Below are 24,223 nucleotides of genomic sequence, written 5' to 3'. Positions count from 1 at the left end.
CTTGACTCTGGGAGGGGCACGCCATGGCGGCCGAGGCCACTATCGATACCGCCGGCGCGCCCGCGCCGCTGAAGACGCCGCTTCATGCCCGCCATGTCGCGCTCGGTGCCCGCATGGTGCCCTTCGCCGGCTACGACATGCCGGTGCAGTACCCGGCCGGCATCCTGACCGAGCACAACTGGACGCGCGAGAAGGCAGGGCTCTTCGACGTCTCGCATATGGGCCAGGCCTTCCTGGTCGGCCCCGACCACGAGACCACGGCAAAGGCGCTGGAAGCGCTGATTCCCGCCGACATCGTCAATCTCGCGCCCGGCAAGCAGCGCTATTCGCAGCTTCTGAACGAGGAGGGCGGCATCCTCGACGACCTGATGGTGACGCGCTCGATCGATCCCGATGAGGATGGCGCGCTCTATCTCGTCGTCAACGCCGCCTGCAAGGACGCCGACTACGCCCATATCGAGGCGCGCCTCCCGGCGAATGTGAAGTTGGTCAAAGCCGAGCATCGCGGCCTGATCGCGCTGCAGGGGCCGGGCGCCGAAGCCGCGCTCGCGAAGATCGCGCCGGAAGCCGCCGAGATGGGCTTCATGACATCGCGCACCATGAAGGTCGCGGGCATCAAGGCCAATGTCAGCCGCTCCGGCTATACCGGTGAGGACGGCTACGAGATTTCCGCGGCCGCGGCCAAGATCGGCGAGATCTGGGACACGCTGCTGCTCGACGCCAGCGTCAAGCCGATCGGGCTGGGCGCCCGCGATTCGCTGCGGCTCGAAGCGGGCTTGTGCCTCTACGGTCACGACATCGACACCGCGACCTCCCCGATCGAGGCCGCGCTCAACTGGTCGATCCAGAAGCGCCGCCGCGAAGAGGGCGGCTTCCCCGGAGCAGCGCGCATCCAGCGCGAACTGGTCGAGGGCGTCTCGCGCGTCCGCGTCGGCCTGCTGCCGGAAGGTCGCGCTCCGGCCCGCGAGGGGACTGAGATCGCGACGCCGGAAGGCGAGGTGATCGGCTCCGTCACCTCGGGCGGCTTCGGCCCGACGCTGAACGGCCCCTGCGCGATGGGCTATGTAGCCAAGACCCATTCCGCGCCGGGCACCAAGCTCAACCTCATCGTGCGCGGCAAGCCGCTGCCGGCGGTGGTGGCGCCGATGCCTTTCGTTCCCAACGGCTACAAGCGCTGATCTGATTTTTCGATTTTTCGCCAGGAGGAAACCATGGCCGAGACCCGCTACAGCAAGGACCACGAATATATCCGCATCGATGGCGACGTCGGCACTGTCGGCATCTCCGACTATGCCCAGTCCCAGCTCGGCGACGTCGTCTTCGTCGAGCTGCCCACGGTCGGCAAGGCGCTGACCAAGGGCGGCGAGGCCGCCGTCGTCGAGAGCGTCAAGGCCGCTTCCGAGGTCTACGCCCCGGTTTCCGGCGAGGTCGTCGAGGTCAATGCCGAGCTCGAAGGCGCGCCGGGCACCGTCAACGAGGACCCGGCCGGCAAGGGCTGGTTCCTCAAGATCAAGATCAAGGACGCGGCCGAACTCGACGGGCTGATGAACGAGGCCGAGTACCAGAACTACGTGAAGACGCTCTGAGTACGAGCCGCACGTCATTCTCGGGCGGCGCGAAGCGGCGACCCGAGAATCTCATGACGAGAAGATGCTGGTTGAAGAGATGCTCGGGTCAAGCCCGAGCATGGCGTCGTTGAAAACCGCGCAGAGCACAATAGGAACCCCCCATGCGCTATCTCCCGCTCACCGATACCGACCGCGAGGACATGCTCGCGCGGGTCGGCGTCTCCGACATCGATGCACTGTTCAGCGATGTGCCCGCCGGAAAGCTCCTGACGGCCCCGGTCGATCTGCCCCGCGCCAAGGGCGAGCTCGAGGTCGAGCGAATTCTCGGCAAGATGGCCGGCAAGAACATTGCCGCCTCCGCTGTGCCGTTCTTCGTCGGCGCCGGCGCCTACAAGCACCATGTCCCGGCGACGGTGGATCACCTGATCCAGCGCTCGGAATTCCTGACCAGCTACACGCCCTACCAGCCCGAGATAGCGCAGGGCACGCTGCAGTATCTCTTCGAGTTTCAGACGCAGATCGCCGCGCTGACCGGCATGGAGGTCGCCAACGCCTCGATGTATGACGGCTCGACCGGCACCGGCGAAGCGGTCCTCATGGCGCACCGCGTCACCAGGCGCCGTAAGGCGGTGCTCTCCGGTGGCCTGCACCCGCACTACACCGAGGTGGTGAAGACGCTCTCGGAGATGGCGAATGACGAGGTCGTGGCGCTGAAGCCCGACGTCTCGGCCGGCGAGGACATTCTTTCGCAGATCGACGACAGCGTTTCCTGCGTCGTCGTTCAGTCGCCGGATGTCTTCGGCAACCTGCGGGACCTGAAGCCGATCGCCGAGAAGGCCCATGCCCATGGCGCGTTGCTGATCGCGGTCTTCACCGAGGTCGTCTCGCTCGGCGCGGTGACGCCTCCGGGCGCGCAGGACGCCGACATCGTCGTCGGCGAGGGCCAGTCGATCGGTAACGCGCTGAATTTCGGCGGCCCCTATGTCGGCCTCTTCGCCGCCAAGTCGAAATATATCCGCCAGATGCCGGGCCGGCTCTGCGGCGAGACGGTCGATTCGACCGGCCAGCGCGGCTTCGTGCTGACGCTCTCGACCCGCGAGCAGCATATCCGCAGAGACAAGGCGACCTCTAACATTTGCACCAATTCCGGCCTTTGCGTGCTGGCCTTCACCATCCACATGACGCTGCTGGGCCAGACCGGCCTCGCCCGTCTTGCCGAGGTGAACCACGCCAATGCCGTGAAGCTCGCCGACGCGCTCGCGGGCGTCGAAGGCGTGACCGTGCTGAACGAGAGCTTCTTCAACGAGTTCACCGTGAAGCTGAAGAAGCCCGCTGCCGAGGTCGTCGAGGTGCTCGCCGCCAAGGGCATCCTGGCCGGAGTCCCCGTCTCCCGCCTCCTGCCCAAGGCCGGGCTCGACGACCTGCTGATCATCGCCTCGACCGAGGTGAATACCGATGAAGACCGGGCGGCCCTCGTGGCGGCGCTCGTGGAGGTGCTGTGATGCTGAACCGTCAGGGACGTCCCACCCAGGCCGGCGAGGCCTCGCACGAAGAGCACCTTACCTTCACCGGCAACAAGGCTCTCCAGCAGATCGAGCCGCTGATCTTCGAGATCGGCCATCACGAGGCGACCGGCGTCGACATCGACAAGCCGGCGCGGTTCAAGTCGCGCCTCGGCAAGCACGCCCGCCAGGGCGAGATCGGCCTGCCTGGCCTCTCCGAGCCCGAGACGATGCGCCACTATGTGCGCCTCAGCCAGAAGAACTACGGCATCGACACCGGGCTCTTCCCGCTCGGCTCCTGCACGATGAAGCACAACGCCCGCCTCAACGAGAAGATGGCGCGGCTTCCCGGCTTCTCCGACGTGCATCCGCTGCAGCCGACCTCGACCGCGCCCGGGGCGCTCGAGCTTATGCTGGAGCTTTCCCGCTACCTGATGACGCTGACCGGCATGCCGGCGGTGGCCCTCTCGCCGAAGGCCGGCGCCCACGGCGAGGCCTGCGGCATGATGGCGATCAAGGCCGCGATCGCCGCCAAGGGCGAGGGCGCGACCCGCAATGTCGTGCTCGTCCCCGAATCGGCTCATGGCACCAATCCGGCGACGGCGGCCCTGATCGGCTTCTCGGTGCGCTCGGTTCCCGCCCGTCCGGACGGCACCGTCGCGGTCGAGGACGTCAAGGCGCTGCTCGGGCCCGAGGTCGCCGCGATCATGCTGACCAACCCCAACACCTGCGGCATCTTCGAGCCGCAGATCGTCGAGATCGCCGCGGCGATGCATGAGGCCGGCGCCTATTTCTACTGCGACGGCGCCAATTTCAACGCGATCGTCGGCAAGGCCCGTCCTGGAGATCTCGGCGTCGATGCCATGCACATCAACCTGCACAAGACCTTCTCGACGCCCCATGGCGGCGGTGGTCCCGGTGCCGGCCCGGTCGTGCTCTCCGAGCGTCTGGCGCCCTTCGCGCCGGTGCCCTTCATCCATGTCGAGAACGGCAAGCCGCATCTGATCGAGTCGCGCGGTGAGGCGCCGGTGGGCAACCAGCCCTTCGGCCGCATGACCGCCTTCCACGGCCAGATGGGCATGTATGTCCGTGCGCTCGCCTATATGCTGAGCCATGGCTCGGACGGCATGCGCCAGGCTTCCGAGGATGCGGTTCTGAACGCGAACTACATCCGCGCCGGGCTCGCCGACCTGATGTCGCTGCCCTTCCCGGACCATCCGTCGATGCACGAGGTGCTGTTCGACGACGAGTGGCTGAAGGGCTCGGGCGTCTCGACGCTCGATTTCGCCAAGGCGATGATCGACGAGGGCTACCATCCGATGACGGTCTATTTCCCGCTCGTCGTTCACGGCGCCATGCTGATCGAGCCTACCGAGTCGGAATCGAAGGCCTCGCTCGACCTCTTCATCGCGACGCTCCGCGACCTCGCCATGTCGGCCAAGGGCAATGACAAGGAGCGCTTCACGAGCGCGCCGCATCATGCCCCGATCCGCCGCCTCGACGAGACCCGCGCCGCCCGCCAGCCGGTGCTGAAGTGGGAAAAGCCGGCTCCGGGGAAGGCTGCCGAGTAAGGCGCTCCAGCCCATGCTGACGGCATTCGTCAGCATGGTGAAGGACGACCGCCACTTCTTAAACATTCCTTGACCATGTCGAGGAATGATCCCCCGGTGCCGCTCTCTGCGGCCCGGGGGTTTTCATGTCTATGCGTCCCTCCATCCTCGCCGCGGCGGCCGCGCTCCTGCTGGCCTCGACGGCGATCGTGCGTGCGAACGAGCCGAGCTACGGCCCGAACACCTATGACCGCACGCTCGAAGCGCTGATCGCCCATGAGGATGTCGCCAGCCGCGGTGGCTGGCCTAAGGTGCCCGGCAGCGCCAGCGCCCTGAAACCGGATTCGCAGGGCGCGGATGTCATCGCGCTGAAGCAGCGGCTGCTCGCCAGCGGCGATCTCGCGCCGGAAGCCATGGCGGGCGACAGCTATGACGCAGTCGTAACCGAGGCCGTGAAGCGCTTCCAGCGCCGCCACGGCCTGTCGGATCTCGGCACGGTCGGACGCCTGACCCTCAAGGCCATGAACACGCCGGTCGAAGCGCGCCTGAACCAGCTTACCGCGACACTGGAGCGCCTCAAGGGCAACGGCTTCAACTTTGCCAGCCGCTATGTCGTGGTGAACATCCCCGGCGCCAGCGTCGAGGCGGTCGAGAACGGCACGGTCGCTCAGCGCCATCTCGCCATCGTCGGCCGGCCGGACCGGCCTTCGCCGGTGATCCAGGCCAACATCACCTCGGTCAACCTCAACCCATACTGGACGGTGCCGATGTCGATCGTGAAGGCCGACGTGATCCCGCATATGCGCAAGGATCCGGGTTTCATCGCCAAGTCGAACATGAAGCTGCTCGGTGCGGAGAACAAGGAAATCGACCCCAAGAGCGTCAACTGGTCGACCCTGACGAATCCTTATTTCTACGTGCGTCAGGAGCCGGGGCCGACCAACTCGCTCGGGCAGCTCAAGATCGACATGCCCAACAGCGATGCGGTCTACATGCATGACACGCCGAAGAAGACGCTGTTCCGCAACGACGTGCGCTTCAATTCATCTGGCTGTGCGCGCATCGAGGGCGTCCGGGATCTCGCGGCCTGGCTGCTGGAAGGCTCGGAATGGAACCGCCAGGCGATCGAGGATGAGATCGCCAAGGGCGAGCGCAAGAACATCCCGCTCAAGAAATCTGTGCCGGTCGCCTGGGTCTATCTCACCGGCTGGCAGGGCGCGGACGGGCAGGTCCAGTTCCGCGACGATATCTATGGGCTCGATACCCCGCAGGGCATCGTCACCTCGACGATCCAGCCGCGCAAGCCGAAGCCGAAGGCGGCCGCCGCTCCTCCGGCGCGACCGGCTATCCGCCCGGTGACCGCGGCAGGCAGCGCTCCTGGCCCGGCGACAACCGCAAGCAACTGAAGGCGGGCTGAAGCAAGCCTGCGCCGTTCTCGGGCGAAGCGGAGCGCAGACCCCCAGAATCTCGAGATGGAACCGGCGCGAGGGGCTGCTTCGGCATGATGCTCGGGGCGCGCCCGAGCAGGACGCGTCCCTCTTCTCTTGCCAGGCGTCAAAATGAAAACGCCGCGCTCCGAAGAGCGCGGCGTCGAATTTTTGAGCAATCGGGCTGAGCTCAGTTGAGCTTGGCCTTGACTTCGCTCAGCCCCGCAGCGAAGGCGGCTTCGCCAGCCTTGCCGGCCATCTGGCCGCGCAGGATGGTCTCGGCCGCCTTGGTGGCAGCCTCCGCAGCGGCGGCGCGAACCTCGGCCTCGGCCTGGCTTTCGGCCTGGGCGATCTTCTCCTCGGCCGCCTTGGTGCGGCGGGAGACGAAATCCGCAAGCTTGGCCTCGGCTTCCGCCGCGAGACGCTTGGCCTCTTCGTTGGCGGAAGAGACGATCTCGGCAGCCTCGGCCTCGGCGGCCTTGCGCTTCGCATCGTACTCGGCGAGCAGCTTCTCAGCCTCCTGACGCAGGCGGCGGGCTTCCGCCAGTTCCTGCGCGACCTTCTCGCCGCGAGCGTCGAGAGCCTTCACGATCGCGCCCGGCACGCCGAACTTGACCAGAATGGCGAGGAAGATGACGAGCGCGACGCCGACCCAGAAAGTATCCATCTGATCTCTCCTCAGCCGCGGGTCAGGGCCTGGTCGACAGCCGCCGACGCCTCGTTGGCGCTGGGAGCCTGACCGGTGAGCTTGGTGACGATGGCGACGGCAATGTCGCCGCCGAGATCGCGCACATTGCTCATGGCATCGACCTTGGTCTTGGCGATGGCCGCCTCGGCCTGGGCGAGCTTGGCGGCAAGCTCTGCCTCGGTCGCGTGGCGCTGGGCCTCGCTGGCCTTGGCGCCGGTGTCGCGCGCCGTCTGGGCGATGCCCTGGGCGTTCTTGCGAGCCTCGCCGAGGGCCTTTTCATAGGCCTGCGCCATGTCCTCGGCCTTGGCCTGCATCTGCGTGGCCTGATCGAGATCGCGGCCGATCGTCTCCGCGCGCTCCTCCAGGATGGAGCCGAGGCGCGGCAGCGCGACCTTGGACATCAGCCAGTAGAGAGCTGCGAAGGTGATGGCGAGCCAGAACAGGTTGCTGGCGAAGTGAGCCGGGTCGAAGGGCGGGAAAGACGCCTTCTCGCCGCTCAGGCCGTGTTGCTGCTCGGCAGCCTGCGCCGCGCCAGCCAGCAGAGTGGCGAACGAGGCGACAGCCACCGGCCATCCTTGTCCGACGAACCCTGAAGATCGAACCGGCATGGGGTGCCTTTCAGCGCAGAGAAAAGGAACCGCCGCGCACGTGGCCGAAAGATGGCCGGCGCGCGCGACGAGAAAGCGGTCGACGATAACGTCAGACCACGAAGAGCAGGACGAGCGCGACGACGAACGCGAAGATGCCCAGACCTTCGGCGAGCGCCGCGCCGATGAAGGCGCGCGGGAACTGGCCGTCGGCGGCCGACGGGTTGCGCAGGGCGCCCGAGAGGAAGTTGCCGAAGATGGTGCCGACGCCGATGGCGGCAAGGCCCATGCCGAGCGAGGCGAGACCAGCGCCGATGAACTTGGCTGCAACAGGATCCATGATGTTTCTCCAGTGTGGAAGGCTAAAGGGCGGGTTGAACTCTCGCGAGCGCGGCTTGGGCTCAGTGGCCCGGGTGCAGCGCGTCGTTGAGATAGACGCAGGTCAGGATCGCGAAGACGTAGGCCTGCAGAGCCGCGACGAGGACCTCGAGCGCGGTGAGCGCAACCGCCAGCAGCAACGGCAGCGGCGCAATGGCGTAGCTGAGCACGGCGCCCGAGCCGAGCAGCGCGACGACGAAGCCACCGAAGACCTTGAGGGCGATGTGGCCGGCGAGCATGTTGCCGAACAGACGAAGCGAGAGCGAAACCGGCCGCGACAGGAAGGAGACCGCCTCGATCAGCACCATGAAGGGCAGCAGCCAGCCGGGCACGCCTGACGGCACGAAGAGGCCGAAGAAATGGGTGCCGTGCTTCACGACGCCGTAGATCACCACGATGCTGATGACGAGCAGCGCCAGGGCGGCGGTGACGATGATCTGGCTAGTGACGGTGAAGGAGCCGGGCAGCAGGCCGAGCAGATTGCTCGCCAGCACGAAGGTGAACAGCGAGAACACGAAGGGGAAGAACTTCAGCCCCTCTTTGCCCATGACGCCGGTCATGGTCGAGGCGACGAACTCATACATCATCTCGGCGAGCGACTGCAGGCGGCCGGGAACGACCGCACGCTGGCTCGAGCCGTAGATCATGATCGCCGAGACGACGGCGAGCACGATCACCATCCACAGCGAGGTGTTGGTGAAGGAGAGGTCGATGCCGAACGGCTTCAGCTCCACGATGGGAGCAATGTGGAATTGGTGGATCGGATCGATTCCGCCGCCGGCCGCCATGGTCTCGTACCTCGTCGCGCGGCCCGGAGGGGCCGCCTTTCGATCAATTCGCCTTCGGGCCGCCGTTCGACCCTGAGGTCGGACGCGAACCGAGCCGATAGACGGATCTGAAGCCCGCGATGGCTCCGATCACCAGGAAGGCGATCAGCAGGAACGGGGACGTTCCCAGCCACCGGTCGCCGAGGTACCCGATCAGGGCGCCTGCGATGATGCCGCCTGCGAGATCCGTCGCGGCGCGAAAGCCTGAGGACATCGCACCCGCGAGGGCCTTGTCCTCTCCAGCCGGGCCCGCGCCCGGCTTTTCGGTCTCTTCCGCCCGTTTGATCGCGGACTTCAGGGAACCCAGTCTTGCGCGCAACTCCGAGTCTGAGGCGTTTGGGTCGGGTTCGGACATGGTCTTGGCCTCCGTCTTGACCGCGTTTACGCCGCGATCCAGCGAAAAACCACTATAACCACGATCAAACCCGCGCATCGAGCCGTCGTCAGCACGGCCTCCTTTATTGACAGCCCCCGGCGCTGTCAAGGCACGTGGATAACACCTAACACATTGGAATATTTGGAAATTCGGGCTAGGTGCGACATTCTTGCCGCAATGCGGTGCCGATTGTGGCATTTTTTCAGCCAGGAGAACGGCGTCCTCAGCCGGCGTCGCGAATGCGCTCGGCGGTGGCCAGGTCGACCGAAACCATCTGGCTGACGCCGCGCTCGGCCATGGTCACGCCGAAGAGCCGCTCCATCCGCGCCATGGTGATCGGGTTGTGGGTGATCAGGATGAAGCGCGTTTCGGTGTTTCGCGCCATGTCGACAAGCAGGTCGCAGTAGCGTTCGACATTGGCGTCGTCGAGCGGCGCGTCGACCTCGTCGAGCACGCAGATCGGCGATGGGTTGGTCAGGAATACCGCGAAGATCAGCGCGGTCGCGGTCAGCGCCTGTTCGCCGCCCGAGAGCAGTGTCATCACCTGCGGCTTCTTGCCGGGAGGGCGGGCGAAGATCTCGAGCCCGGCATCGAGCGGATCTTCCGAATCGACCAGCCTGAGTTCCGCCTCGCCGCCGCCGAACAGCACGCCGAAGAGCCTCTGGAAATGGCCGTTGACGATCTCGAAGGCGGCGAGCAGCCGCTCGCGCCCCTCGCGGTTCAGCGCCCCGATCGCCTGCCGCAGCCGGCGGATCGCTTCGGTCAGGTCATCGCGCTCGCCGGAAAGTCCCTCGCGCTTGGCCTTCACCTCGGCCAGTTCGTCCTCGGCTCGCAGATTGACGGCGCCGAGTCGCTCGCGCTCGCCTTTGAGATTGGCGAGCCGCCGCTCGACCGTCTCCGGCTCCGGCAGCGCGTCGCCATGCTTGATTCCGGCGATGGTCTGGAGCCCATCCAGCCCGGTCTCGAGCCCGTCCTCGATCTGGCGTGTGATGTCGGCGACCCGCTGGCGCGCAGCGTCCAGCCTCGCCTCTGCCGAGGCGCGGCGCTCACGCGCGCCGGACAGCCCTTCGAGGGCGATGCGTGCCTGCCGGTCGGCCTCCGCCAGCGCGGTTTCGCCGGAGGCAAGCTTGTCGGCCGCCGCGCGGCGCGCACCCTCGGCCTGCTCGATCTCGGCGACGAGCCGGCGCCGCTCGGTCAGGAAGGTGTCGGGCGCTTCCAGCAGCGTCTTCTGCTCGGCGCTGGCGACCTCGATCCGGTGCCGCGTCTCCTCGGCGGTCTGGAGACTGGCCGTCGTTCGTTCCTTCCAGGCCTTGATGTCGGCGGCGATAGCGGCACGGCGCCGGGTGCGCAGTTCGGCTTCTCGGGCCAGGGTCTGAACGCGAGCGCGCGCATCGGAGGCGGCGGCGCGGGTCTCACCCAGCAGCACGCGGGCCTTGAGCAGCGTGTTTTCGAGCTCGGCAGAGGCGGGCAGGGCGGCGAGCCCTGCTTCTTGTGCTGCAGCTTGCTGAGAGGCCTCGGACACGGCCTGGCCGAGCCGCTTGATCGCCTCGGCCAGGGTTGAACGCTTGACCAGCGTCTCAGCCGCCTTGCGCTCGGCGGCGGTGAGCTGTTCGCGGGCCTGATCGACAGTGCGGCGCGCCAGCCGCGAGGCCTCGATCGCAGCGGTTTCTGCCTGCGCTGCATTGCGCGCCTCGGCGCCGACGGCATCCAGCACTTTACGGGCGGCGTCCGCCGCCTCGCGCGCGGCCTGTGCCTCACGTTCGAGATCGACGAGGCGATTCTTCTCCGAGAGCCGTCGGGCGGCGGGCGAGGGGGCATCGGCCGCACTCGTGAAGCCGTCCCAGCGCCAGAGATCGCCTTCGCGCGAGACCAGGATCTGACCCTGCTTCAGCTCTCGCCGCAGGATTTCGCCTTCGCCGCGTGTGACGACGCCGATCTGTGCCAGTCGTCGCCTCAGGGCCGCGGGTGCCTTGACGTATGCAAGCAGCGATTCGGCACCTTTCGGCAGGCCAGGATCGCCGCTTCCTTCTCCGGTATCGTCCCAATGCGCGGGGGCTGCCGCCTCGGTCGAAGCGTCGAGATCGTCTCCGAGCGCCGCACCGAGCCCGACCTCGTAGCCCTTGGCGACGCTGACCGCTTCGAGGATCGCTGGCCAGCGGTCGCCCGCGGCAGGGGACAGCAGCTTGCGCAGCGTGCCGATCTCGGTGTCGAGGCGCTGCGCCCGGCGGTCCGCCTCGGCAAGCGGACCACGCAGCTCCGCTTCACGCTCGCGCGCTGCCGCGACCGCCGTGCGCGCCGCCCCGACATCGGCCTCTGCCGCCTTCACCGCCTTCTCGGCCGTCGCAAGTGCTTCGCGCAGCTTGTCGAGCAGCGTCTTCGTATCGGAAGCATCGAGCGTGTCGAGGTCGCGGCGCAGCTTGTCGCGCTCGCCGCCCGCACGGTCCTGCCGCTCGCGCGCCTCGCGCAACGAACGCTCCAGCGCGCCCCGTCGCGCGGCGAGGTCGGACAGTGCGGCTTGGGCGGCGGCCTGTTCGGCTTCGGCCGCTGCGAGGGCGGCTTCGGCCGTACGCTGCGCTGCCGTCGCGGCCTCCGCGCCTGATCCGGCGCCTTCGCCTTCGCGGGCGAGCGCGACATCTTCCTCCGATAGCCGGGCAAGGCTTTCGGCGGCATCGCGGCCGATATTGTCCTGCCTTGAGAGGTCGGCCTGCAACTCTGCGAGACGGCGCCCGAGTTCTTCTGCTCGCTGCCGGGCGCGGCGATTCTCGGCTTCGAGCTCGTCGAGGCCGCGTTTGAGGCGAACCAGAGCGGCTGCGGCTGTTGCCTCGCCCTCGCGCAGCGCTGGCAATTCATGGGCGGCGATGGCTTGCCGCTTGGCGGCTTCGGCCTGGAGGCCGGTCTGGTCGGCGACGCCGCGCACCGCCTCTTCCAGCACCCGGGAGGCCTGCGCTTCCTGGGAGCGGGCATCGTGCAGTGCAATCACCGCCAGGGTTGCCTCGGCGCGGCGGATATCGGCGGCGAGGCTGCGGTAGCGCCCGGCCTGCCGCGCCTGCCTCTGCAGGGCGTCGATCTGCCCGTCGATCTCGCCGAGTACGTCTTCCAGCCGGGTCAGATTGTCTTCGGCGCCGCGCAGCCTCAGCTCCGCCTCATGGCGGCGGCTATGCAGGCCGGCGATGCCGGCGGCATCCTCCAGGATGCGGCGGCGCGATTGCGGCTTGGCCGAGATGATCTCGCTGATCTGCCCCTGCCGGACGAGGGCTGGCGAGCGCGCGCCGGTCGCGGCATCGGCGAAGAGGAGCTGAACGTCCCTGGCGCGCACTTCCTTGCCGTTGATGCGATAGGTCGAGCCTTCCTCGCGCTCGATCCGGCGCGTGACCTCGAGGACATCGGCCTCGTTGAAGGCGGCCGGCGCCTTGCGGTCGCTGTTGTCGAGGGTGAGCGAGACCTCGGCCATGTTGCGGGCCGGGCGCTCGTTCGAGCCGCCGAAGATGACGTCGTCCATCCCCGAGCCGCGCATGTTCTTGAACGAGCTTTCGCCCATCACCCAGCGCAGGGCTTCGACAAGGTTGGACTTGCCGCAGCCATTCGGCCCGACGACGCCGGTCAGCCCCGGCTCGATCAGGAACTCGGTCGGCTCGACGAAGGTCTTGAAACCGGCGAGCTTGAGGCGCGTCAGATGCATTGCGCCACCATGTCCTTCTCCCCTCGGGGGAGAAGCTGTCTGCGAAGCGGACGGATGAGGGCGGTCATGGACCGCCCTGCCATCCCTTCCTCATCCGACCCGGCTTCGCCGGGCCACCTTCTCCCCCGAGGGGAGAAGGAAAGAGCACGCGCCCCCTCAGTTGCCGAGGAGCGGCTCCAGGATCTTGTCGAACTCGGCGATCGTGAGCGCACCGGAACGCTTCTGCCCGTTGATGAAAAAGGTCGGCGTCGAATCCACACCAGCCTTGGCCCCGCCATCCTTCACGACCGTGACGGCGTCATAGATATCCTGCCGTTTCAAGCAGGCCTCGAAGGATTCCTGTGTGAAACCGGCCTGCTTCACCAGCGCGGCCAGCGCATCGACCGGCTTGTCGGTGAAGGCCCAGTTGCGCTGCTGCGCGAAGAGCAGGTCCGTCATCGGGAAGTACTTGTCGTTGCCGTTGCAGCGGGCGAGCATGAAGCCCGCTGTCGCCAGCGGATCGAGCGGGAACTCGCGCAGCGTGAAGCGCACTTTGCCGGTGTCGATGTACTTCTTCTTCAGCTCCGGCCAGGTCGCCTGATGGAAATGGGCGCAGTGCGAGCATGTCATCGAGGCGTACTCGACGATGGTGACCTTGGCGTCGGGGGATCCCAGCCAGACATCGCCCAGAGGGCCGGCGTCGGGAAGCTTGGTCTGGGCCCGCGCGGCGCTAACGCCGGCGAGCGCGGCAGCGGCGATGCCGGCTGCGCCGGTCAGGAGCTGTCGCCTGTTCGTCATCGTAAGAAATCCCCGAAAGGTCCAAAAGCGGTTGCGGAGCTATAGAGGCCAGCGCGATTGTGGCAAGAGCACATCGTGCCGCTGGACGGTCTCCTCACGAAGCCGTGTCATGGTCTCGCGTTTTCGCGCTGAGCGCGACAGCCCGGCCGAGCCGCGCCAGAGCTTCGCGCAAACCCTCGTCGGCAACGCCGGCGACCTGCTCGTCGATCCGCGCGGCGGCCGCGCCGTCGAGCTTCGGCGCTGGCTTCGCAGTCACAGGCGCCGCGACCGGCCCCTGCTTGAGCACGAGCTTGCCGACGGCGCGCCAGCCGAGATGGGTGTTGACCCGCTCGATCACCAGCGGGCCGAGCTGCTGCATCTCCAGCGCGAAGGCGCTCTCGACGCGCACGACCATTGTCGCCGGCTCCGTCGCCTCGCCGGGGGCCGGCCGGCGGCGAGGCCAGTCTATCTTGAGCGGGCGCGAGCGCGCCGCCAGTCGCTCGCCGACGATCTCCGGCCAGAGCGAGACGATGGCGCGTCCGGCAAAGCCCTGCGCGGCGAGCGCGGGCGCGATGCAGTCGTCGATCAGCTCTGCGAGAGGTTTTGCGGCCATGGCTCAGTTTGCGCGAGTGGCCGGCAGCCTGGCAAGTCGGTTGCGCGGCAGGGGCGTTGTCGTCTCCGGAGGCGAGGCCGTCGGAGACGTTCGCAGGTGCCCGCTCACCACCCCTTGGCGGACCGCGGGGATGCTCGACAGGCTATCCGGCAAAACATTTGTGGAGCTCGTGTTCACAGTTGATTGCCGGGACATGGAATGCCGGTCGTTTGAACCGGAGCAGCATGGCGACGATAGCCTTTGGCGATCGAGATCGCTTGGCCGGACCAATTCGGCTCCGCTGAGCTGAAACCAGGAGTTGAAATTAACTCGTCCGCAGCATTTCAGCACTAAATGCCGCAATGGCAGCTCCTGTGGGGGCTGTCGCCGAGCGCGTCGGCGGACTCGGCTTGGGTTGGGCCTACGACTGAAGGTTCGAATGCGATGCCGAGTTGCTCCTGCACCACTGTTCATACGTTCGGCTGCGATGCTCCTGATGATCCGAGCCGCCGCCAATTCTTCACAGCGGCCGTTGCCTTGGGCGCAGCCGGAGCGGTGGGCCTGCCTGCCGTCAAGGCTGTCGCCGCCACGCCTTCGCCCGAAAAGCGGAAATTCATGGAAGAGGCGACGCGACTGGCAATAGAATCGGTCGAGAAGGGATGGGGCGGCCCGTTCGGCGCCGTTATTGTGAAAGACGGTGAAATCATCGGACGCGGCCAGAACCGCGTGCTTCTCACGGGCATTCCGGTCTTTCATGCCGAAATCACCGCGATCATGGATGCTTCGGCGCGCCTCAATCCCAAGGCGCTGCTGGGCAGTGAATACAACGCAGGCACAATCCTGGAAATGATCCCCCGCGAGGCGGGCTCTCCCGATCCGGTGCCGGAGCGCGCGCGCATGCTCAAGGGATGCGAGATTTATATCAACGGCGCGCCCTGCCCGATGTGCATGAGCGCGATCTACTGGTCTCGCATCGACCACGTCTATTTCGCCGCCAGCTTGAAAGACACCAGCGCAATCGGGTTCGACGACGCCTTCCAGTACGAGGATTTCGCCAAGCCGTGGGGCGACAGGCGGATTAAGGTGACCGAGAACTTCGAGCGAGAGGTTGGTCTCAAAGCCTACGAGGCGTGGACGAACAAGAAGGATCGTCACCCCTATTGAGGCGCGAGGCCGAGATCGGCAGCTATGCGGTTGCCGAAGGCTGGAAGCCGAGACGAAAAAATGACCCGGCCCCCGCCGAAGCGGGGCCGGGCGTCATAGCTGACGCCTCGATTCAATCCCCGCAACGGTTCGGCCTTTCGCAACTTCGGCTCCTCGCGCTACACCGGGCGCATGGACGCCTCCGTTCCGATGGCCCGCGCCGCCGACCTTCTCGCCTGGTATGACCGCCATCGCCGCGCGCTGCCCTGGCGTGCCGTCGCGAGCGAGCGCCCTGATCCCTATCGCGTCTGGGCCTCGGAGATCATGCTGCAGCAGACCACGGTCGCCGCGGTGAAACCCTATTACGAGCGCTTCATGGCGCGCTTTCCGACGGTGAAGGCCCTCGCCGAAGCGCCTTCCGAGGATGTGATGCAGGCCTGGGCCGGCCTCGGCTATTATTCCCGCGCCCGCAACCTCCATGCCTGTGCCCGCGCGGTCATGGAGAATCACGCCGGTCGCTTCCCCGATACGGAGGAGGGGCTGCGGGCTCTGCCGGGCATCGGTGCCTATACGGCCGGCGCCGTGGCGGCCATCGCCTTCGACCGGCCGGCCGCGGCAGTCGACGGCAATGTCGAGCGCGTCATGACGCGGCTCTTTGCGATTGCGGATGAATTGCCGGGCGCACGACCGCTCATCCGCGAGAAGGTCCTGGCGCTGCTGCCGACGGATCGCCCCGGCGATTTCGCGCAGGCGCTGATGGATCTCGGCGCGACCATCTGCACGCCGCGCAACCCGGCCTGCGGGCTCTGTCCCTGGCGCGAGCCCTGCCGGGCGCGGGTGGACGGCACGCAGGAGCGCTTCCCGCGCAAGGTCGCCAAGAAGGCGGGCCAGACCCGCTACGGCGCCGCCTTCGTGCTGACCCGACCCGACGGCGCGATCCTGCTGCGTACGCGCCCGGCCAAGGGGCTGCTCGGGGGTATGGCAGAGGTGCCGACCAGCGAATGGCGTGTTGATTACGAGATCGACGGTGCCGCGCAGGACGCGCCGCTGCCGCTGCGCTGGACGCGGCTGCCCGAGCCCGTGCGCCACGTCTTCACGCATTTTCCACTGGAGCTGACGGTGTTCACCGGCAGCGTTCCGGACCGGACGCTCGCCCCGCCCGGCATGCGCTTCACGCCGTTGGCGAAACTCGCCGGCGAGCCGCTGCCGAGCGTCATGCTGAAGGTCGTCGAGCGCGCCGGGCTCTACCGTTCGAAGACGCGGTAGGTCATCGTCGGCAGATCGACGGACCATTTGAAATAGCCCTTGGAGTAGATCTTGCCGCGCCTCGGCGGCCAGGGGTCGTGGATGCGCAGCGTCGTGCCGGTGCCGTCGGGATTGCCGTCGCCGCGCATGCCGACCACCACGATCATGTGGCCGGGGCTGCCGCGCCCGGCGGTGTATTCGTCCACGCGCCAGAGCATGTCGAACATCAGCGGCCCGCGCGACAGGGCCTGCCGCAGCAGCTCGACCGACCACGACATCGGCGCGTTGCAGCGCAGCCCGTGGATGCGTGCATAGCGTTGTCCTGTCACGATCGCCTGGTCGCTTTCGGAGGAATTCAGCAGGCCGCCATCGGAGGCGATCATGTCCGGCGGTGTCTTGGCGATGATGATCGGCACCGTCGAGTTCTTCATCATCGCCGTCGAGGTCGCCCAGCAGGTCGTGTTCGTCGGCTGCGCGATGAAGGAGACCTTGTGCAGGATCGGTGCGAAGGCTTCGGTGCCATAGAGGGAGGATTGCGTCGCCGGCCCGGCTTCGCCGTCCTCGACCAGCCAGTTCTTGCGCTGGAAGGCGAGGACCGCGCTGCGGGTCAGGTTGCCGTACTGGCCGTCGGGGACGAGCGGGGGGAGCGGCTTCAGCTTGGCGTTGAGCGCTTCCTGAAGCTTCTTGACCTCAGGACCGCGGGAGCCGTTCTTCAGGATCGTGGGCATGGCATCCCCGCTGCGATCTCATGCGCCGAGAATGGGCGCGCACCCTCGGCGCACGCATCCTCCGAACGAATGATTGCAGGGGTGGAGTTATGGCCGAAGGGCGCTCAGGCCGCGGCCATCTGCGCCCTGATCTCGCCGCGAAGCGCATCGAGCACGGTCAGTCCGCCCTCGCGCTCGACATGCCAGAAGGTCCAGCCGTTGCAGGCCGGCAAGCCCTGGGCAAGCGCGCCGACCTTGTGGATCGAGCCGACTGCCGGGCCGAGGATCAGCGTGCCGTCGGCGCGTATCACGGCCTTGTAGCGCCGCTTCTCATCATGGACCGTCTCGCCGGCCTTCACCAGCCCGGCTTCGACCAGGCTGAGGAACGGCACGCGCGGCTCGCTGCGCTTGGAGGGCGCGGTGGAGAAGGCCTCCGGTGCCAGCGGCGTCACCGCGGCGATGCGCTCGCGCGCCGCCTTGGCATAGGTCGCGTCGCGCTCGAGGCCGATGAAGCGGCGGCCGAGCGCCTTGGCGACGGCGCCCGTCGTGCCGGTGCCGAAGAACGGATCCAGGATCACGTCGCCGGGATTCGAGGCCGAGAGCAACACGCGAGCGAGCAGGGCTTCCGGTTTCTGCGTCGGATGGACCTTGGCGCCGTTGTCGTCCTTCAGCCGTTCCTCGCCGGTGCAGAGCGGCAGATACCAGTCCGAGCGCATCTGCAGGTCGTCATTGCCGCCCTTCAATGCCTCGTAGTGGAAAGTGTATTTCGAGCTTTCGCCGCGGGCCGCCCAGATCAGCGTCTCATGCGCATTGGTGAAGCGCCTGCCACGGAAGTTCGGCATCGGATTGGCTTTGCGCCAGACGATGTCGTTCAGCATCCAGAAGCCGAGATCCTGCAGCGTCGCGCCGACGCGGAAGATGTTGTGATAGCTGCCGATCACCCACAGCGCCCCGTCCGGCTTCAGGATGCGGCGTGCGGCCGACAGCCAGTCGCGGGTGAAGCGATCGTAGTCCGAGAAGGAGGCGAACTTGTCCCAGTCGTCGTCGACGGCGTCGACGAGGCTGTCGTCGGGCCGGCGCAGATCGCCACCGAGCTGGAGGTTGTAGGGTGGATCGGCGAAGATCAGGTCGACGCTCGCCGGCGGCAAGGCGTTCATCGCCGCGACGCAGTCGCCGACGAGGATCTGATCGAGCGGCAGTTCCTGCGGAACGCCGATTTGTTCGGGAAGGCTCCTGGCCTTCATCCGAGCCCCCAGCGCTGGCCGTCCGGTACGCGAAACCTGAATCCGGACGGGAGCGCTGGCGGTCCCGGTACGCGAGATACCCATGACGCCAAGACCGTTACGCAACTTCAACGAGCGCGATATTGGCCGGACAGGGTAAAGGCCGGGTTTCCGCTTTGAAAAAAATGCGTCCCGTTTTGGGGCTGCAGATTTTGCCTACATCATTGGAGATGAAGGGAAATTCCTAACGGCAATTAACGTCTGGACCTGTCCTTGGGGCAGGTGCCGAGGGCGTGGGACGACGGTCGCCGCTCCCGTCATTGCGAGGAGCGAGAGCGACGAAGCAATCCAGGTGGAGTGGGTGGGCCGTTGAACCCAGTCCCCTGGATGGCTTCGCGACGTTCGCAATGACGGCGGAGACCGCCAGAACCCTACCGGAACCAGACGCCCTTCACGGGAGCGAAGGAATAGCGATGCTCGGGGCAGGGGCCGTGTTCGGCGATGGCCTTGCGATGCTGCGGCGTCGCATAACCGACATGGCCCGAAAAGCCATAGGCAGGATAGCGCCGACACAGCCGCGCCATCATCCGATCGCGCGTAACCTTGGCGACGATCGAGGCAGCCGCGATGGAGGCCACGGCGCCATCCCCCTGAATAATCGCCTCGCAGCCGCAGCTCAGCTGCGGCGGATCGTTGCCGTCGACCAGCACATGCAGCGGCGCGAGCGGCAGAGCGGCCACCGCCCGGCGCATCGCCAGCAGCGTCGCCTGGCGGATATTGAGCGCGTCGATCTCGACAGCCGTGGCGCTGGCGACGGCTACGGCGAGCGCTCGCTCCATGATCTCGCCGAAGAGTTCCTCGCGGATCGGCGCCGGCAGCTTCTTCGAATCGTCGAGGCCATGCGGCACGCGGGCCGGATCGAGGATGACGGCGGCGGCCACGACCGGGCCGGCAAGCGGCCCGCGCCCAACCTCATCGATGCCGGCCAGTGGCCAGAGGCTGTTGGCGATGGCGTGTGTCTCGCGGCTGAAATCAGCGGGCATGGCGGGCTTATGCAACAGAGTGCCGTTTCGAGCTAGACCGCTGTCGTCCTCCTCCACCGTCATCCCGGACAAGCCGCCCTGGGCGGCGCCGATCCGGGATCCATGCCCGAGCCTTTAATAAGAGGGGCTCCGGTATCGATCGCTGGTCCACGCTTCGCTGCGCCCGGGACGACCTCCGCGCGTGTCCATTCAAAACAGGCTCAGCTGCGCCTTCTCCTTCTCGGGCTTCACGAACAGGTCCGTCCGCAGCCGCCGGCGCGCGGTGTTGAAGCCGATGCGCTCGGCCGCCAGCTCGAAGCGCCGCCCGATCATCCAGGCATAGGGGCCGGAGCCGACCATGCGCTGACCCCATTGCGAATCGTAGTCCTTGCCGCCGCGCGTCGAGCGGATCAGCGACATCACATGCCTGAGCTTGTCGGGATGGTGCGCCAGCAGCCATTCCTGCACGATGTCGCGCACTTCGAGCGGCAGCCGCAGCAGTACATAGCCGGCCTCCTGTGCGCCCGCCGCCTTGGCAGCGTCGAGGATGCGCTCGATCTCGTGCTCGTTGATCGCCGGCACGATGGGCGCGACCAGCACCGTCACCGGGATGCCGGCCTCGGACAGCTTGCGGATCGTCTCGAGCCGCTTGGGCGGCGAAGCGGCACGCGGCTCCATGCCCCGCGCCGTCTTCGGATCGAGTGTCGTCACCGAGATCGCGACCTTGACCAGCCCCTTCTCCGCCATCGGCGCAAGGATATCGATGTCGCGCTGGACCAGCGCCGATTTGGTGACGATGCCGACCGGGTGGTTGAACTTCGAGAGCACCTCCAGGATCTGGCGCATGATCCTGAGCTTCTTCTCGATCGGCTGATAGGCATCGGTGTTGGTGCCGATGGCGATGGTGCGCGGCTGGTAGGAGGGGGAGCAAAGCTCCTTCTCCAGCAATGCCGCGGCATCGGGCTTCGCCGTCAGCTTGCTCTCGAAGTCGAGGCCGGGCGAGAGCCCGAGATAGGCATGAGTCGGCCGCGCGAAACAGTAGACGCAGCCATGCTCGCAGCCGCGATAGGGATTGATCGAGCGGTCGAAGGAGATGTCCGGCGAGTCGTTGCGCGTGATGATGCTGCGCGCCTTCTCGTAGGCGATCTCGGTCTTGAACGGCGGCAGCTCTTCCAGAGAGCCCCAGCCGTCATCTTCGGTGACGCGCTGCTCCGCTTCGTAGCGCCCGCCGGGATTGACCGTGGCGCCGCGTCCGCGCCGCCGCTCCGGGTCGATGCGATGACCGGCATAGGCGAGCGGATCGGCCGGCGCGACGACCGGCGCTGAGACGGTCGGCTCCCTGTCGTGCCGGCGCAGCGGCTGGGCCGCGGGATAGGGCCTTTCTGTGGGTCTGGCCTGGGGCATGGCTTTCGAACCGGTTCATGTGCCGGGAATCGGCACGCTCTGGTCTCAGATAGAGTGAACATAACAGGAACAAAAGGCAAGAGCTGCATTGCGACGTGCTGCGCTGCGGCATAGAACATTGCGTATGCTCACAGCCGTGATCCGCGCCGATGGTTCCCCGCGAGCTCTCGCCGCCACGCTGGCCGTGCTGATCCCGGCGGTGGCGGAAGGCTTGCTCGGCCATGCGGTGATCGTCGACACAGTGGGCGCTCCCGATTTCGAGCGCGTCGCCGACACGACCGGCGCCTGCTATCTGCGCATCGGCCCGGCCGAGGCCTGGCAGGGCGGAGCCTCTGTGGCGCGCGGCGACCGGCTCGTGCTGTTCGAGGCCGGCGACGTGCCACAGGCACATTGGGCGCTGGTGGTCGAGCGCCATCTACTCGTCACGCCGGAGGTGCCGGCCCTGATACCGCTGCACGCCGCCCGCGACGCGCTGCTCGAGCGCGTCGCGCTGTCCTTTGCCGGGCTCAGGCTCCGGTCCGGGCTCGTGCTGCCCAAGGCGATGGTCCTGGAAGGGCGCCTCGACCAGGCGCCGCAACGGTTGCCGGTGTGGCGCGAGCGGGCCGGGTAGGGCGATGGCCGGGCCGGCATGACATCGCGTCGGACTCCTCCTAGGCTGGAGCTGTCGGGAGGCTGACATGACGATACCGAGCGAGATTCTTCTGGCGAGCGATCTTTCCTCGCGCACCGACAGGGCGGCGGATCGCGCGCTGCTGCTGGCGCGGGAATGGCATGCGAAACTTGCGATCCTGCATGTCGTGAGTGCAGCGGAGCAGGCCGGTTCAGTCGTTGCGATGGCGGCGTGGCGGGACGAGCTGCCGTTGGCGGCGGGCGAAGCGGAACTGCTGGTTCGCAGCGGCTCATTGCCGGATGTCCTGGCAGAACTGGCCGCCGAGCGTGGCAGCGGGCTGATCGTGACCGGCGTGGCGCGCTACAACGACGTCCGCGACTACGTGGTGGGCACCGCCGTTGACTATATCGTTCGCAGGGCGGCTGTTCCGGTGCTGATCGTCCGCCGGCGCGCCGACCGCCCTTACGGGGCGATCGTCGTCGGCACGGATTTCTCGGAGGGCTCGCGCCGGGCTCTGCTGGCGGCGGCGGAGCTCTTCCCGCAGGCGCGCCTGCTTCTGGTCCATGCCTATCCCGGCCCCGGCCCCAGGACCAATTTCCAAGGCAAGGGCGATTTCCTGCGGGCTGAGGCCGAGGCCGGGATGACGGCCTTCCTCGACGCGGCAAAGCTTCCGGCGAGCCTCAGCGCACGCCTCGATACGCAGGTCGTCGAAGGTAATGCCACTGCGGCCATCGAGCGCTGCCGCGCCGCGGCCGGGGCGCAATTGGTCGTCGCCGGCCGCTACGGCCAGGGCGGCTTTTCCGAAACGGTGATCGGCAGCACCGCCGAAACGATCTTGGGCACGGTCCGGGCCGACATCCTGATCGCGCCCGGCGCCTGATCATCAATATGAGCTAGCCGGGCTCGGATTCGGGCAGGCCGTGCGAGGATGCCTATACCGGGTTGCGGAAGGTGTCGCAGCTCTGCATCGAGCCCGACTGGAAGCCGGTGTTGAACCACTTCGTCCGCTGGGCCGAGGAGCCGTGGGTGAAGGAATCCGGCACGACCACGCCCTGCGCTGCCCTCTGCAGCTTGTCGTCGCCGATCGCGGAGGCGGTGCGGATCGCCTCCTCGATATCGCCCTGGTCGAGGCGGCCCATGGCCTGGATGTTGTGTGCCCAGACGCCGGCGAAGCAGTCCGCCTGCAGCTCGATCCGCACCGAGATGGCGTTGGCGTCGCGCTCGGACGAGCGCTCGCGCAGCTGATTCGCCTTGGGCAGGATGCCGAGCAGGTTCTGGATGTGGTGGCCGACCTCATGGCCGATCACATAGGCATAGGCGAAGTCGCCGCCGCCGCCGAGCTTGCGCTGCATCTCCTGGAAGAAGGAGGTGTCGAGATAGACCTTTTTGTCCACGGGGCAGTAGAACGGTCCCATCGCCGATTGCGCGGTGCCGCAGCCGGAGCGGTCGACGCCGGAGAACAGCACGAGCCGCGGCGCCTGGTAGCGGATATTGGCCTGCTGCGGCAGGATCTTCGTCCAAACGTCCTCGTTCTGCGCCAGCACGGCCGAGACGAAGCGGCCCATCTCGTCCTGCGGTGGGCCGGAGGAGCGGCGGGTTTCCTGCGTCTGTTCGCGTCCTCCGATGCCACCAATCATCTCGGCGCCGCCGATCAGCAGGCGCGGATCGATGCCGAGCGCCCAGCCGAGCAGGCCGAGCACGACCATTGTGCCGATGCCGATGCCGCCGCGCCCGCCGGGCATGCCGGCGAAGCCGCCGCCGCCACCGCCGCCGCGCCGGTCCTCGAGATTCTCGGACTGGCGATAATCTTCCCACTGCATGGACGGTTCCTCGACGAAACTCCCCGCAATCTCGCCGGGAGATGCTGGGAACTCAAGCCGTCATTGCAGGTTCCGGCTGAACGAAGCCTGACGGCCTCCGGCTTGCCTAGTGATAGCCGCTGTCGGCCCTGACCTTGCCGCGGAAGGTCCAGTACACGAAGGCGGTGTAGAACAGGATCATCGGCAGCAGGAACGAGACGCCGATCAGCACGAAGATATGGGAGGAGGGCGCCGCCGCCGCATCCCAGATCGTGACGCCGGGCGGAACCAGATAGGGGAAGTTCGAGATCGACAGCCCCAGGAAGCAGAGCAGGAAAATCGCGACCGTCAGCGCGAAGGGCGTGAACTCATGCGCGCCATGGAGCCGCCGCCAGGCCAGGTATCCGCAGAGCGCCGTCAGCACAGGGAAGGGCCAGAGCCAGACGAGATTGGCCGGGGTGAACCAGCGCTCGGCGATGCGCGGATGCGCATAGGGCGTCCACAGGGAGACCAGCACCGCGAAGGCCAGCAATCCCAGCAGCAATGTCTTCGCCTGCCGCCGCGCCCGTTCGGCGACCGGGCCGTCGGTCTTGTAGAGCAGCCAGGTCGCGCCGAGCAGGGCGTAGCCGACGATCACACCGGCGCCGCACATCACCGTGAAGGGCGTCAGCCAGTCGAGCGGGCCGCCGGCGAACTGGCCGTTCTTGACGGTGACGCCCTGAATCAGCCCGCCGAGCACAAGGCCCTGCGAGAAGGCGGCGACGGTCGAGCCCAGCCAGAAGGCAAAGTCCCAGCGCCGATGGTGCGGCTTGGCGACCCAGCGGAATTCGAAGGCGACGCCGCGGAAGATCAGCGCCAGCAGCATCAGCGTGATCGGGATGTAGAAGGCCGGCATGATGATGGCATAGGCCTGCGGGAAGGCGACCCAGAGGCCGCCGCCGCCCAGTACCAGCCAGGTCTCGTTGCCGTCCCAGAACGGGGCGACCGAGTTCATCATCTGGTCGCGCTCGCCTTCGTCCTTCGTCGTCGGGAACAGGATGGCGATGCCGAGGTCGAAGCCGTCGAGCACGACGTAGAGCATCACGGCGGTGCCGATCAGCACGGCCCAGATGACCGGAAGATACCATTCCATCGTCGTGG

Annotated in this window: 23 protein-coding genes; 9 read left to right on the top strand and 14 right to left on the bottom strand. The window is 67.1% G+C overall.

Annotated features, from left to right (window positions below; all coding sequences use genetic code 11):
- Window positions 1-23 precede the first annotated feature (23 nt).
- The 5 genes from gcvT (at window position 24) to AC1DIN_RS06650 (ending at window position 6,026) form a co-directional block, all read left to right on the top strand.
- On the top strand, window positions 24-1,178 hold the full coding sequence (gene gcvT / locus AC1DIN_RS06670) for a glycine cleavage system aminomethyltransferase GcvT (protein ID WP_476809133.1): 1,155 nt from the start codon (window positions 24-26) through the stop codon (window positions 1,176-1,178).
- Window positions 1,179-1,211: 33 nt separating this feature from the next.
- A complete protein-coding gene (gene gcvH, locus AC1DIN_RS06665) occupies window positions 1,212-1,586 on the top strand; it encodes a glycine cleavage system protein GcvH (protein ID WP_476809132.1) in 375 nt (124 codons plus the stop codon).
- 143 nt (window positions 1,587-1,729) lie between these two features.
- A complete protein-coding gene (gcvPA, locus tag AC1DIN_RS06660) occupies window positions 1,730-3,070 on the top strand; it encodes an aminomethyl-transferring glycine dehydrogenase subunit GcvPA (protein ID WP_476809131.1) in 1,341 nt (446 codons plus the stop codon).
- Window positions 3,070-4,641, top strand: a complete 1,572-nt coding sequence (gene gcvPB, locus AC1DIN_RS06655) for an aminomethyl-transferring glycine dehydrogenase subunit GcvPB (RefSeq protein WP_476809130.1) — start codon at window positions 3,070-3,072, stop codon at window positions 4,639-4,641. The genes gcvPA and gcvPB overlap by 1 nt, the downstream gene beginning before the upstream one ends.
- A gap of 125 nt (window positions 4,642-4,766) precedes the next feature.
- Window positions 4,767-6,026 (top strand): L,D-transpeptidase family protein, encoded by a 1,260-nt coding sequence (locus AC1DIN_RS06650; protein WP_441468843.1) that lies wholly within the window; start codon window positions 4,767-4,769, stop codon window positions 6,024-6,026.
- Between the two features lie 211 nt (window positions 6,027-6,237).
- Here the strand turns inward: AC1DIN_RS06650 and AC1DIN_RS06645 are convergent, their stop codons facing one another.
- From AC1DIN_RS06645 to AC1DIN_RS06610, 8 genes are all read right to left on the bottom strand, one after another.
- Entirely contained in the window at window positions 6,238-6,714 is a 477-nt protein-coding gene (locus AC1DIN_RS06645) for a F0F1 ATP synthase subunit B family protein (RefSeq protein WP_476809129.1), read from the bottom strand.
- 11 nt (window positions 6,715-6,725) lie between these two features.
- Window positions 6,726-7,301 carry a F0F1 ATP synthase subunit B family protein gene (locus AC1DIN_RS06640; protein ID WP_441468841.1) on the bottom strand — a complete coding sequence of 192 codons (576 nt, stop codon included), beginning with the start codon at window positions 7,299-7,301 and terminating at the stop codon, window positions 6,726-6,728.
- 133 nt (window positions 7,302-7,434) lie between these two features.
- Window positions 7,435-7,662 carry a F0F1 ATP synthase subunit C gene (locus AC1DIN_RS06635; protein ID WP_038360954.1) on the bottom strand — a complete coding sequence of 76 codons (228 nt, stop codon included), beginning with the start codon at window positions 7,660-7,662 and terminating at the stop codon, window positions 7,435-7,437.
- A 61-nt stretch (window positions 7,663-7,723) separates the two neighbouring features.
- Window positions 7,724-8,488: a F0F1 ATP synthase subunit A gene (locus AC1DIN_RS06630; protein WP_441468840.1), complete on the bottom strand. Its 765-nt coding sequence runs from the start codon at window positions 8,486-8,488 to the stop codon at window positions 7,724-7,726.
- Between the two features lie 43 nt (window positions 8,489-8,531).
- Window positions 8,532-8,960 carry an AtpZ/AtpI family protein gene (locus tag AC1DIN_RS06625; protein ID WP_476809128.1) on the bottom strand — a complete coding sequence of 143 codons (429 nt, stop codon included), beginning with the start codon at window positions 8,958-8,960 and terminating at the stop codon, window positions 8,532-8,534.
- Window positions 8,961-9,126: 166 nt separating this feature from the next.
- The gene (locus tag AC1DIN_RS06620; protein WP_476809127.1) at window positions 9,127-12,582 is read right to left on the bottom strand and encodes a chromosome segregation SMC family protein; all 3,456 of its coding nucleotides are present in this window, start codon (window positions 12,580-12,582) and stop codon (window positions 9,127-9,129) included.
- Window positions 12,583-12,738: 156 nt separating this feature from the next.
- Window positions 12,739-13,359 carry a DsbA family protein gene (locus AC1DIN_RS06615; RefSeq protein ID WP_441468837.1) on the bottom strand — a complete coding sequence of 207 codons (621 nt, stop codon included), beginning with the start codon at window positions 13,357-13,359 and terminating at the stop codon, window positions 12,739-12,741.
- 94 nt (window positions 13,360-13,453) lie between these two features.
- Window positions 13,454-13,951: a DUF721 domain-containing protein gene (locus tag AC1DIN_RS06610; RefSeq protein WP_441468836.1), complete on the bottom strand. Its 498-nt coding sequence runs from the start codon at window positions 13,949-13,951 to the stop codon at window positions 13,454-13,456.
- 423 nt (window positions 13,952-14,374) lie between these two features.
- Here AC1DIN_RS06610 and AC1DIN_RS06605 point away from each other — a divergent pair, with 423 nt between their 5' ends.
- Together AC1DIN_RS06605 and mutY are read left to right on the top strand one after the other, a co-directional pair.
- Complete coding sequence (locus AC1DIN_RS06605) at window positions 14,375-15,094, top strand: nucleoside deaminase (RefSeq protein WP_441468835.1); 720 nt, start codon at window positions 14,375-14,377, stop codon at window positions 15,092-15,094.
- Between the two features lie 171 nt (window positions 15,095-15,265).
- On the top strand, window positions 15,266-16,339 hold the full coding sequence (gene mutY / locus AC1DIN_RS06600) for an A/G-specific adenine glycosylase (protein ID WP_476809126.1): 1,074 nt from the start codon (window positions 15,266-15,268) through the stop codon (window positions 16,337-16,339).
- Here mutY and AC1DIN_RS06595 read toward each other — a convergent pair.
- The 4 genes from AC1DIN_RS06595 to AC1DIN_RS06580 all read right to left on the bottom strand — a co-directional run bounded on the left by AC1DIN_RS06595 (window position 16,318) and on the right by AC1DIN_RS06580 (window position 20,674).
- Complete coding sequence (locus AC1DIN_RS06595; protein ID WP_476809125.1) at window positions 16,318-17,046, bottom strand: peptidoglycan-binding protein; 729 nt, start codon at window positions 17,044-17,046, stop codon at window positions 16,318-16,320. The genes mutY and AC1DIN_RS06595 overlap by 22 nt on opposite strands.
- Before the next feature lie 104 nt (window positions 17,047-17,150).
- Window positions 17,151-18,353, bottom strand: coding sequence for a DNA methyltransferase (locus AC1DIN_RS06590; RefSeq protein WP_476809124.1), 1,203 nt, complete (start codon window positions 18,351-18,353; stop codon window positions 17,151-17,153).
- A gap of 326 nt (window positions 18,354-18,679) precedes the next feature.
- On the bottom strand, window positions 18,680-19,291 hold the full coding sequence (locus AC1DIN_RS06585; protein ID WP_441468831.1) for a ribonuclease HII: 612 nt from the start codon (window positions 19,289-19,291) through the stop codon (window positions 18,680-18,682).
- Between the two features lie 189 nt (window positions 19,292-19,480).
- Window positions 19,481-20,674, bottom strand: coding sequence for a PA0069 family radical SAM protein (locus AC1DIN_RS06580; protein ID WP_441468830.1), 1,194 nt, complete (start codon window positions 20,672-20,674; stop codon window positions 19,481-19,483).
- 124 nt (window positions 20,675-20,798) lie between these two features.
- On the opposite strand from AC1DIN_RS06580, the gene AC1DIN_RS06575 reads away from it, so the two are divergent.
- Window positions 20,799-21,284, top strand: coding sequence for a hypothetical protein (locus AC1DIN_RS06575; protein WP_476809123.1), 486 nt, complete (start codon window positions 20,799-20,801; stop codon window positions 21,282-21,284).
- 67 nt (window positions 21,285-21,351) lie between these two features.
- Complete coding sequence (locus AC1DIN_RS06570; RefSeq protein ID WP_476809122.1) at window positions 21,352-22,164, top strand: universal stress protein; 813 nt, start codon at window positions 21,352-21,354, stop codon at window positions 22,162-22,164.
- 52 nt (window positions 22,165-22,216) lie between these two features.
- Here AC1DIN_RS06570 and ypfJ read toward each other — a convergent pair whose 3' ends face one another.
- Together ypfJ and cydB are read right to left on the bottom strand one after the other, a co-directional pair.
- Entirely contained in the window at window positions 22,217-23,104 is an 888-nt protein-coding gene (gene ypfJ, locus AC1DIN_RS06565) for a KPN_02809 family neutral zinc metallopeptidase (RefSeq protein WP_476809121.1), read from the bottom strand.
- Window positions 23,105-23,210: 106 nt separating this feature from the next.
- Window positions 23,211-24,215 (bottom strand): cytochrome d ubiquinol oxidase subunit II, encoded by a 1,005-nt coding sequence (gene cydB, locus AC1DIN_RS06560; protein WP_441468826.1) that lies wholly within the window; start codon window positions 24,213-24,215, stop codon window positions 23,211-23,213.
- Window positions 24,216-24,223: the final 8 nt, after the last annotated feature.

Source organism: Allobosea sp. 05T438, assembly GCF_056396025.1.
Note: the sequence above shows the minus strand (reverse complement) of the source record. Positions and strands in the feature narration are given on the sequence as shown.

Excerpts from the sequence above, each read along its gene's own strand:
- gcvT (WP_476809133.1), top strand. The coding sequence starts at position 24 with ATGGCGGCCGAGGCCACTATCGATACCGCCGGCGCGCCCGCGCCGCTG.
- gcvH (WP_476809132.1), top strand. The coding sequence starts at position 1,212 with ATGGCCGAGACCCGCTACAGCAAGGACCACGAATATATCCGCATCGAT.
- gcvPA (WP_476809131.1), top strand. The coding sequence starts at position 1,730 with ATGCGCTATCTCCCGCTCACCGATACCGACCGCGAGGACATGCTCGCG.
- gcvPB (WP_476809130.1), top strand. The coding sequence starts at position 3,070 with ATGCTGAACCGTCAGGGACGTCCCACCCAGGCCGGCGAGGCCTCGCAC.
- AC1DIN_RS06650 (WP_441468843.1), top strand. The coding sequence starts at position 4,767 with ATGTCTATGCGTCCCTCCATCCTCGCCGCGGCGGCCGCGCTCCTGCTG.
- AC1DIN_RS06645 (WP_476809129.1), bottom strand. The coding sequence starts at position 6,714 with ATGGATACTTTCTGGGTCGGCGTCGCGCTCGTCATCTTCCTCGCCATT.
- AC1DIN_RS06635 (WP_038360954.1), bottom strand. The coding sequence starts at position 7,662 with ATGGATCCTGTTGCAGCCAAGTTCATCGGCGCTGGTCTCGCCTCGCTC.
- AC1DIN_RS06630 (WP_441468840.1), bottom strand. The coding sequence starts at position 8,488 with ATGGCGGCCGGCGGCGGAATCGATCCGATCCACCAATTCCACATTGCT.
- AC1DIN_RS06625 (WP_476809128.1), bottom strand. The coding sequence starts at position 8,960 with ATGCGCGGGTTTGATCGTGGTTATAGTGGTTTTTCGCTGGATCGCGGC.
- AC1DIN_RS06620 (WP_476809127.1), bottom strand. The coding sequence starts at position 12,582 with ATGCATCTGACGCGCCTCAAGCTCGCCGGTTTCAAGACCTTCGTCGAG.
- AC1DIN_RS06615 (WP_441468837.1), bottom strand. The coding sequence starts at position 13,359 with ATGACGAACAGGCGACAGCTCCTGACCGGCGCAGCCGGCATCGCCGCT.
- AC1DIN_RS06610 (WP_441468836.1), bottom strand. The coding sequence starts at position 13,951 with ATGGCCGCAAAACCTCTCGCAGAGCTGATCGACGACTGCATCGCGCCC.
- AC1DIN_RS06605 (WP_441468835.1), top strand. The coding sequence starts at position 14,375 with ATGCCGAGTTGCTCCTGCACCACTGTTCATACGTTCGGCTGCGATGCT.
- mutY (WP_476809126.1), top strand. The coding sequence starts at position 15,266 with ATGGACGCCTCCGTTCCGATGGCCCGCGCCGCCGACCTTCTCGCCTGG.
- AC1DIN_RS06595 (WP_476809125.1), bottom strand. The coding sequence starts at position 17,046 with ATGCCCACGATCCTGAAGAACGGCTCCCGCGGTCCTGAGGTCAAGAAG.
- AC1DIN_RS06590 (WP_476809124.1), bottom strand. The coding sequence starts at position 18,353 with ATGGGTATCTCGCGTACCGGGACCGCCAGCGCTCCCGTCCGGATTCAG.
- AC1DIN_RS06585 (WP_441468831.1), bottom strand. The coding sequence starts at position 19,291 with ATGCCCGCTGATTTCAGCCGCGAGACACACGCCATCGCCAACAGCCTC.
- AC1DIN_RS06580 (WP_441468830.1), bottom strand. The coding sequence starts at position 20,674 with ATGCCCCAGGCCAGACCCACAGAAAGGCCCTATCCCGCGGCCCAGCCG.
- AC1DIN_RS06575 (WP_476809123.1), top strand. The coding sequence starts at position 20,799 with ATGCTCACAGCCGTGATCCGCGCCGATGGTTCCCCGCGAGCTCTCGCC.
- AC1DIN_RS06570 (WP_476809122.1), top strand. The coding sequence starts at position 21,352 with ATGACGATACCGAGCGAGATTCTTCTGGCGAGCGATCTTTCCTCGCGC.
- ypfJ (WP_476809121.1), bottom strand. The coding sequence starts at position 23,104 with ATGCAGTGGGAAGATTATCGCCAGTCCGAGAATCTCGAGGACCGGCGC.
- cydB (WP_441468826.1), bottom strand. The coding sequence starts at position 24,215 with ATGGAATGGTATCTTCCGGTCATCTGGGCCGTGCTGATCGGCACCGCC.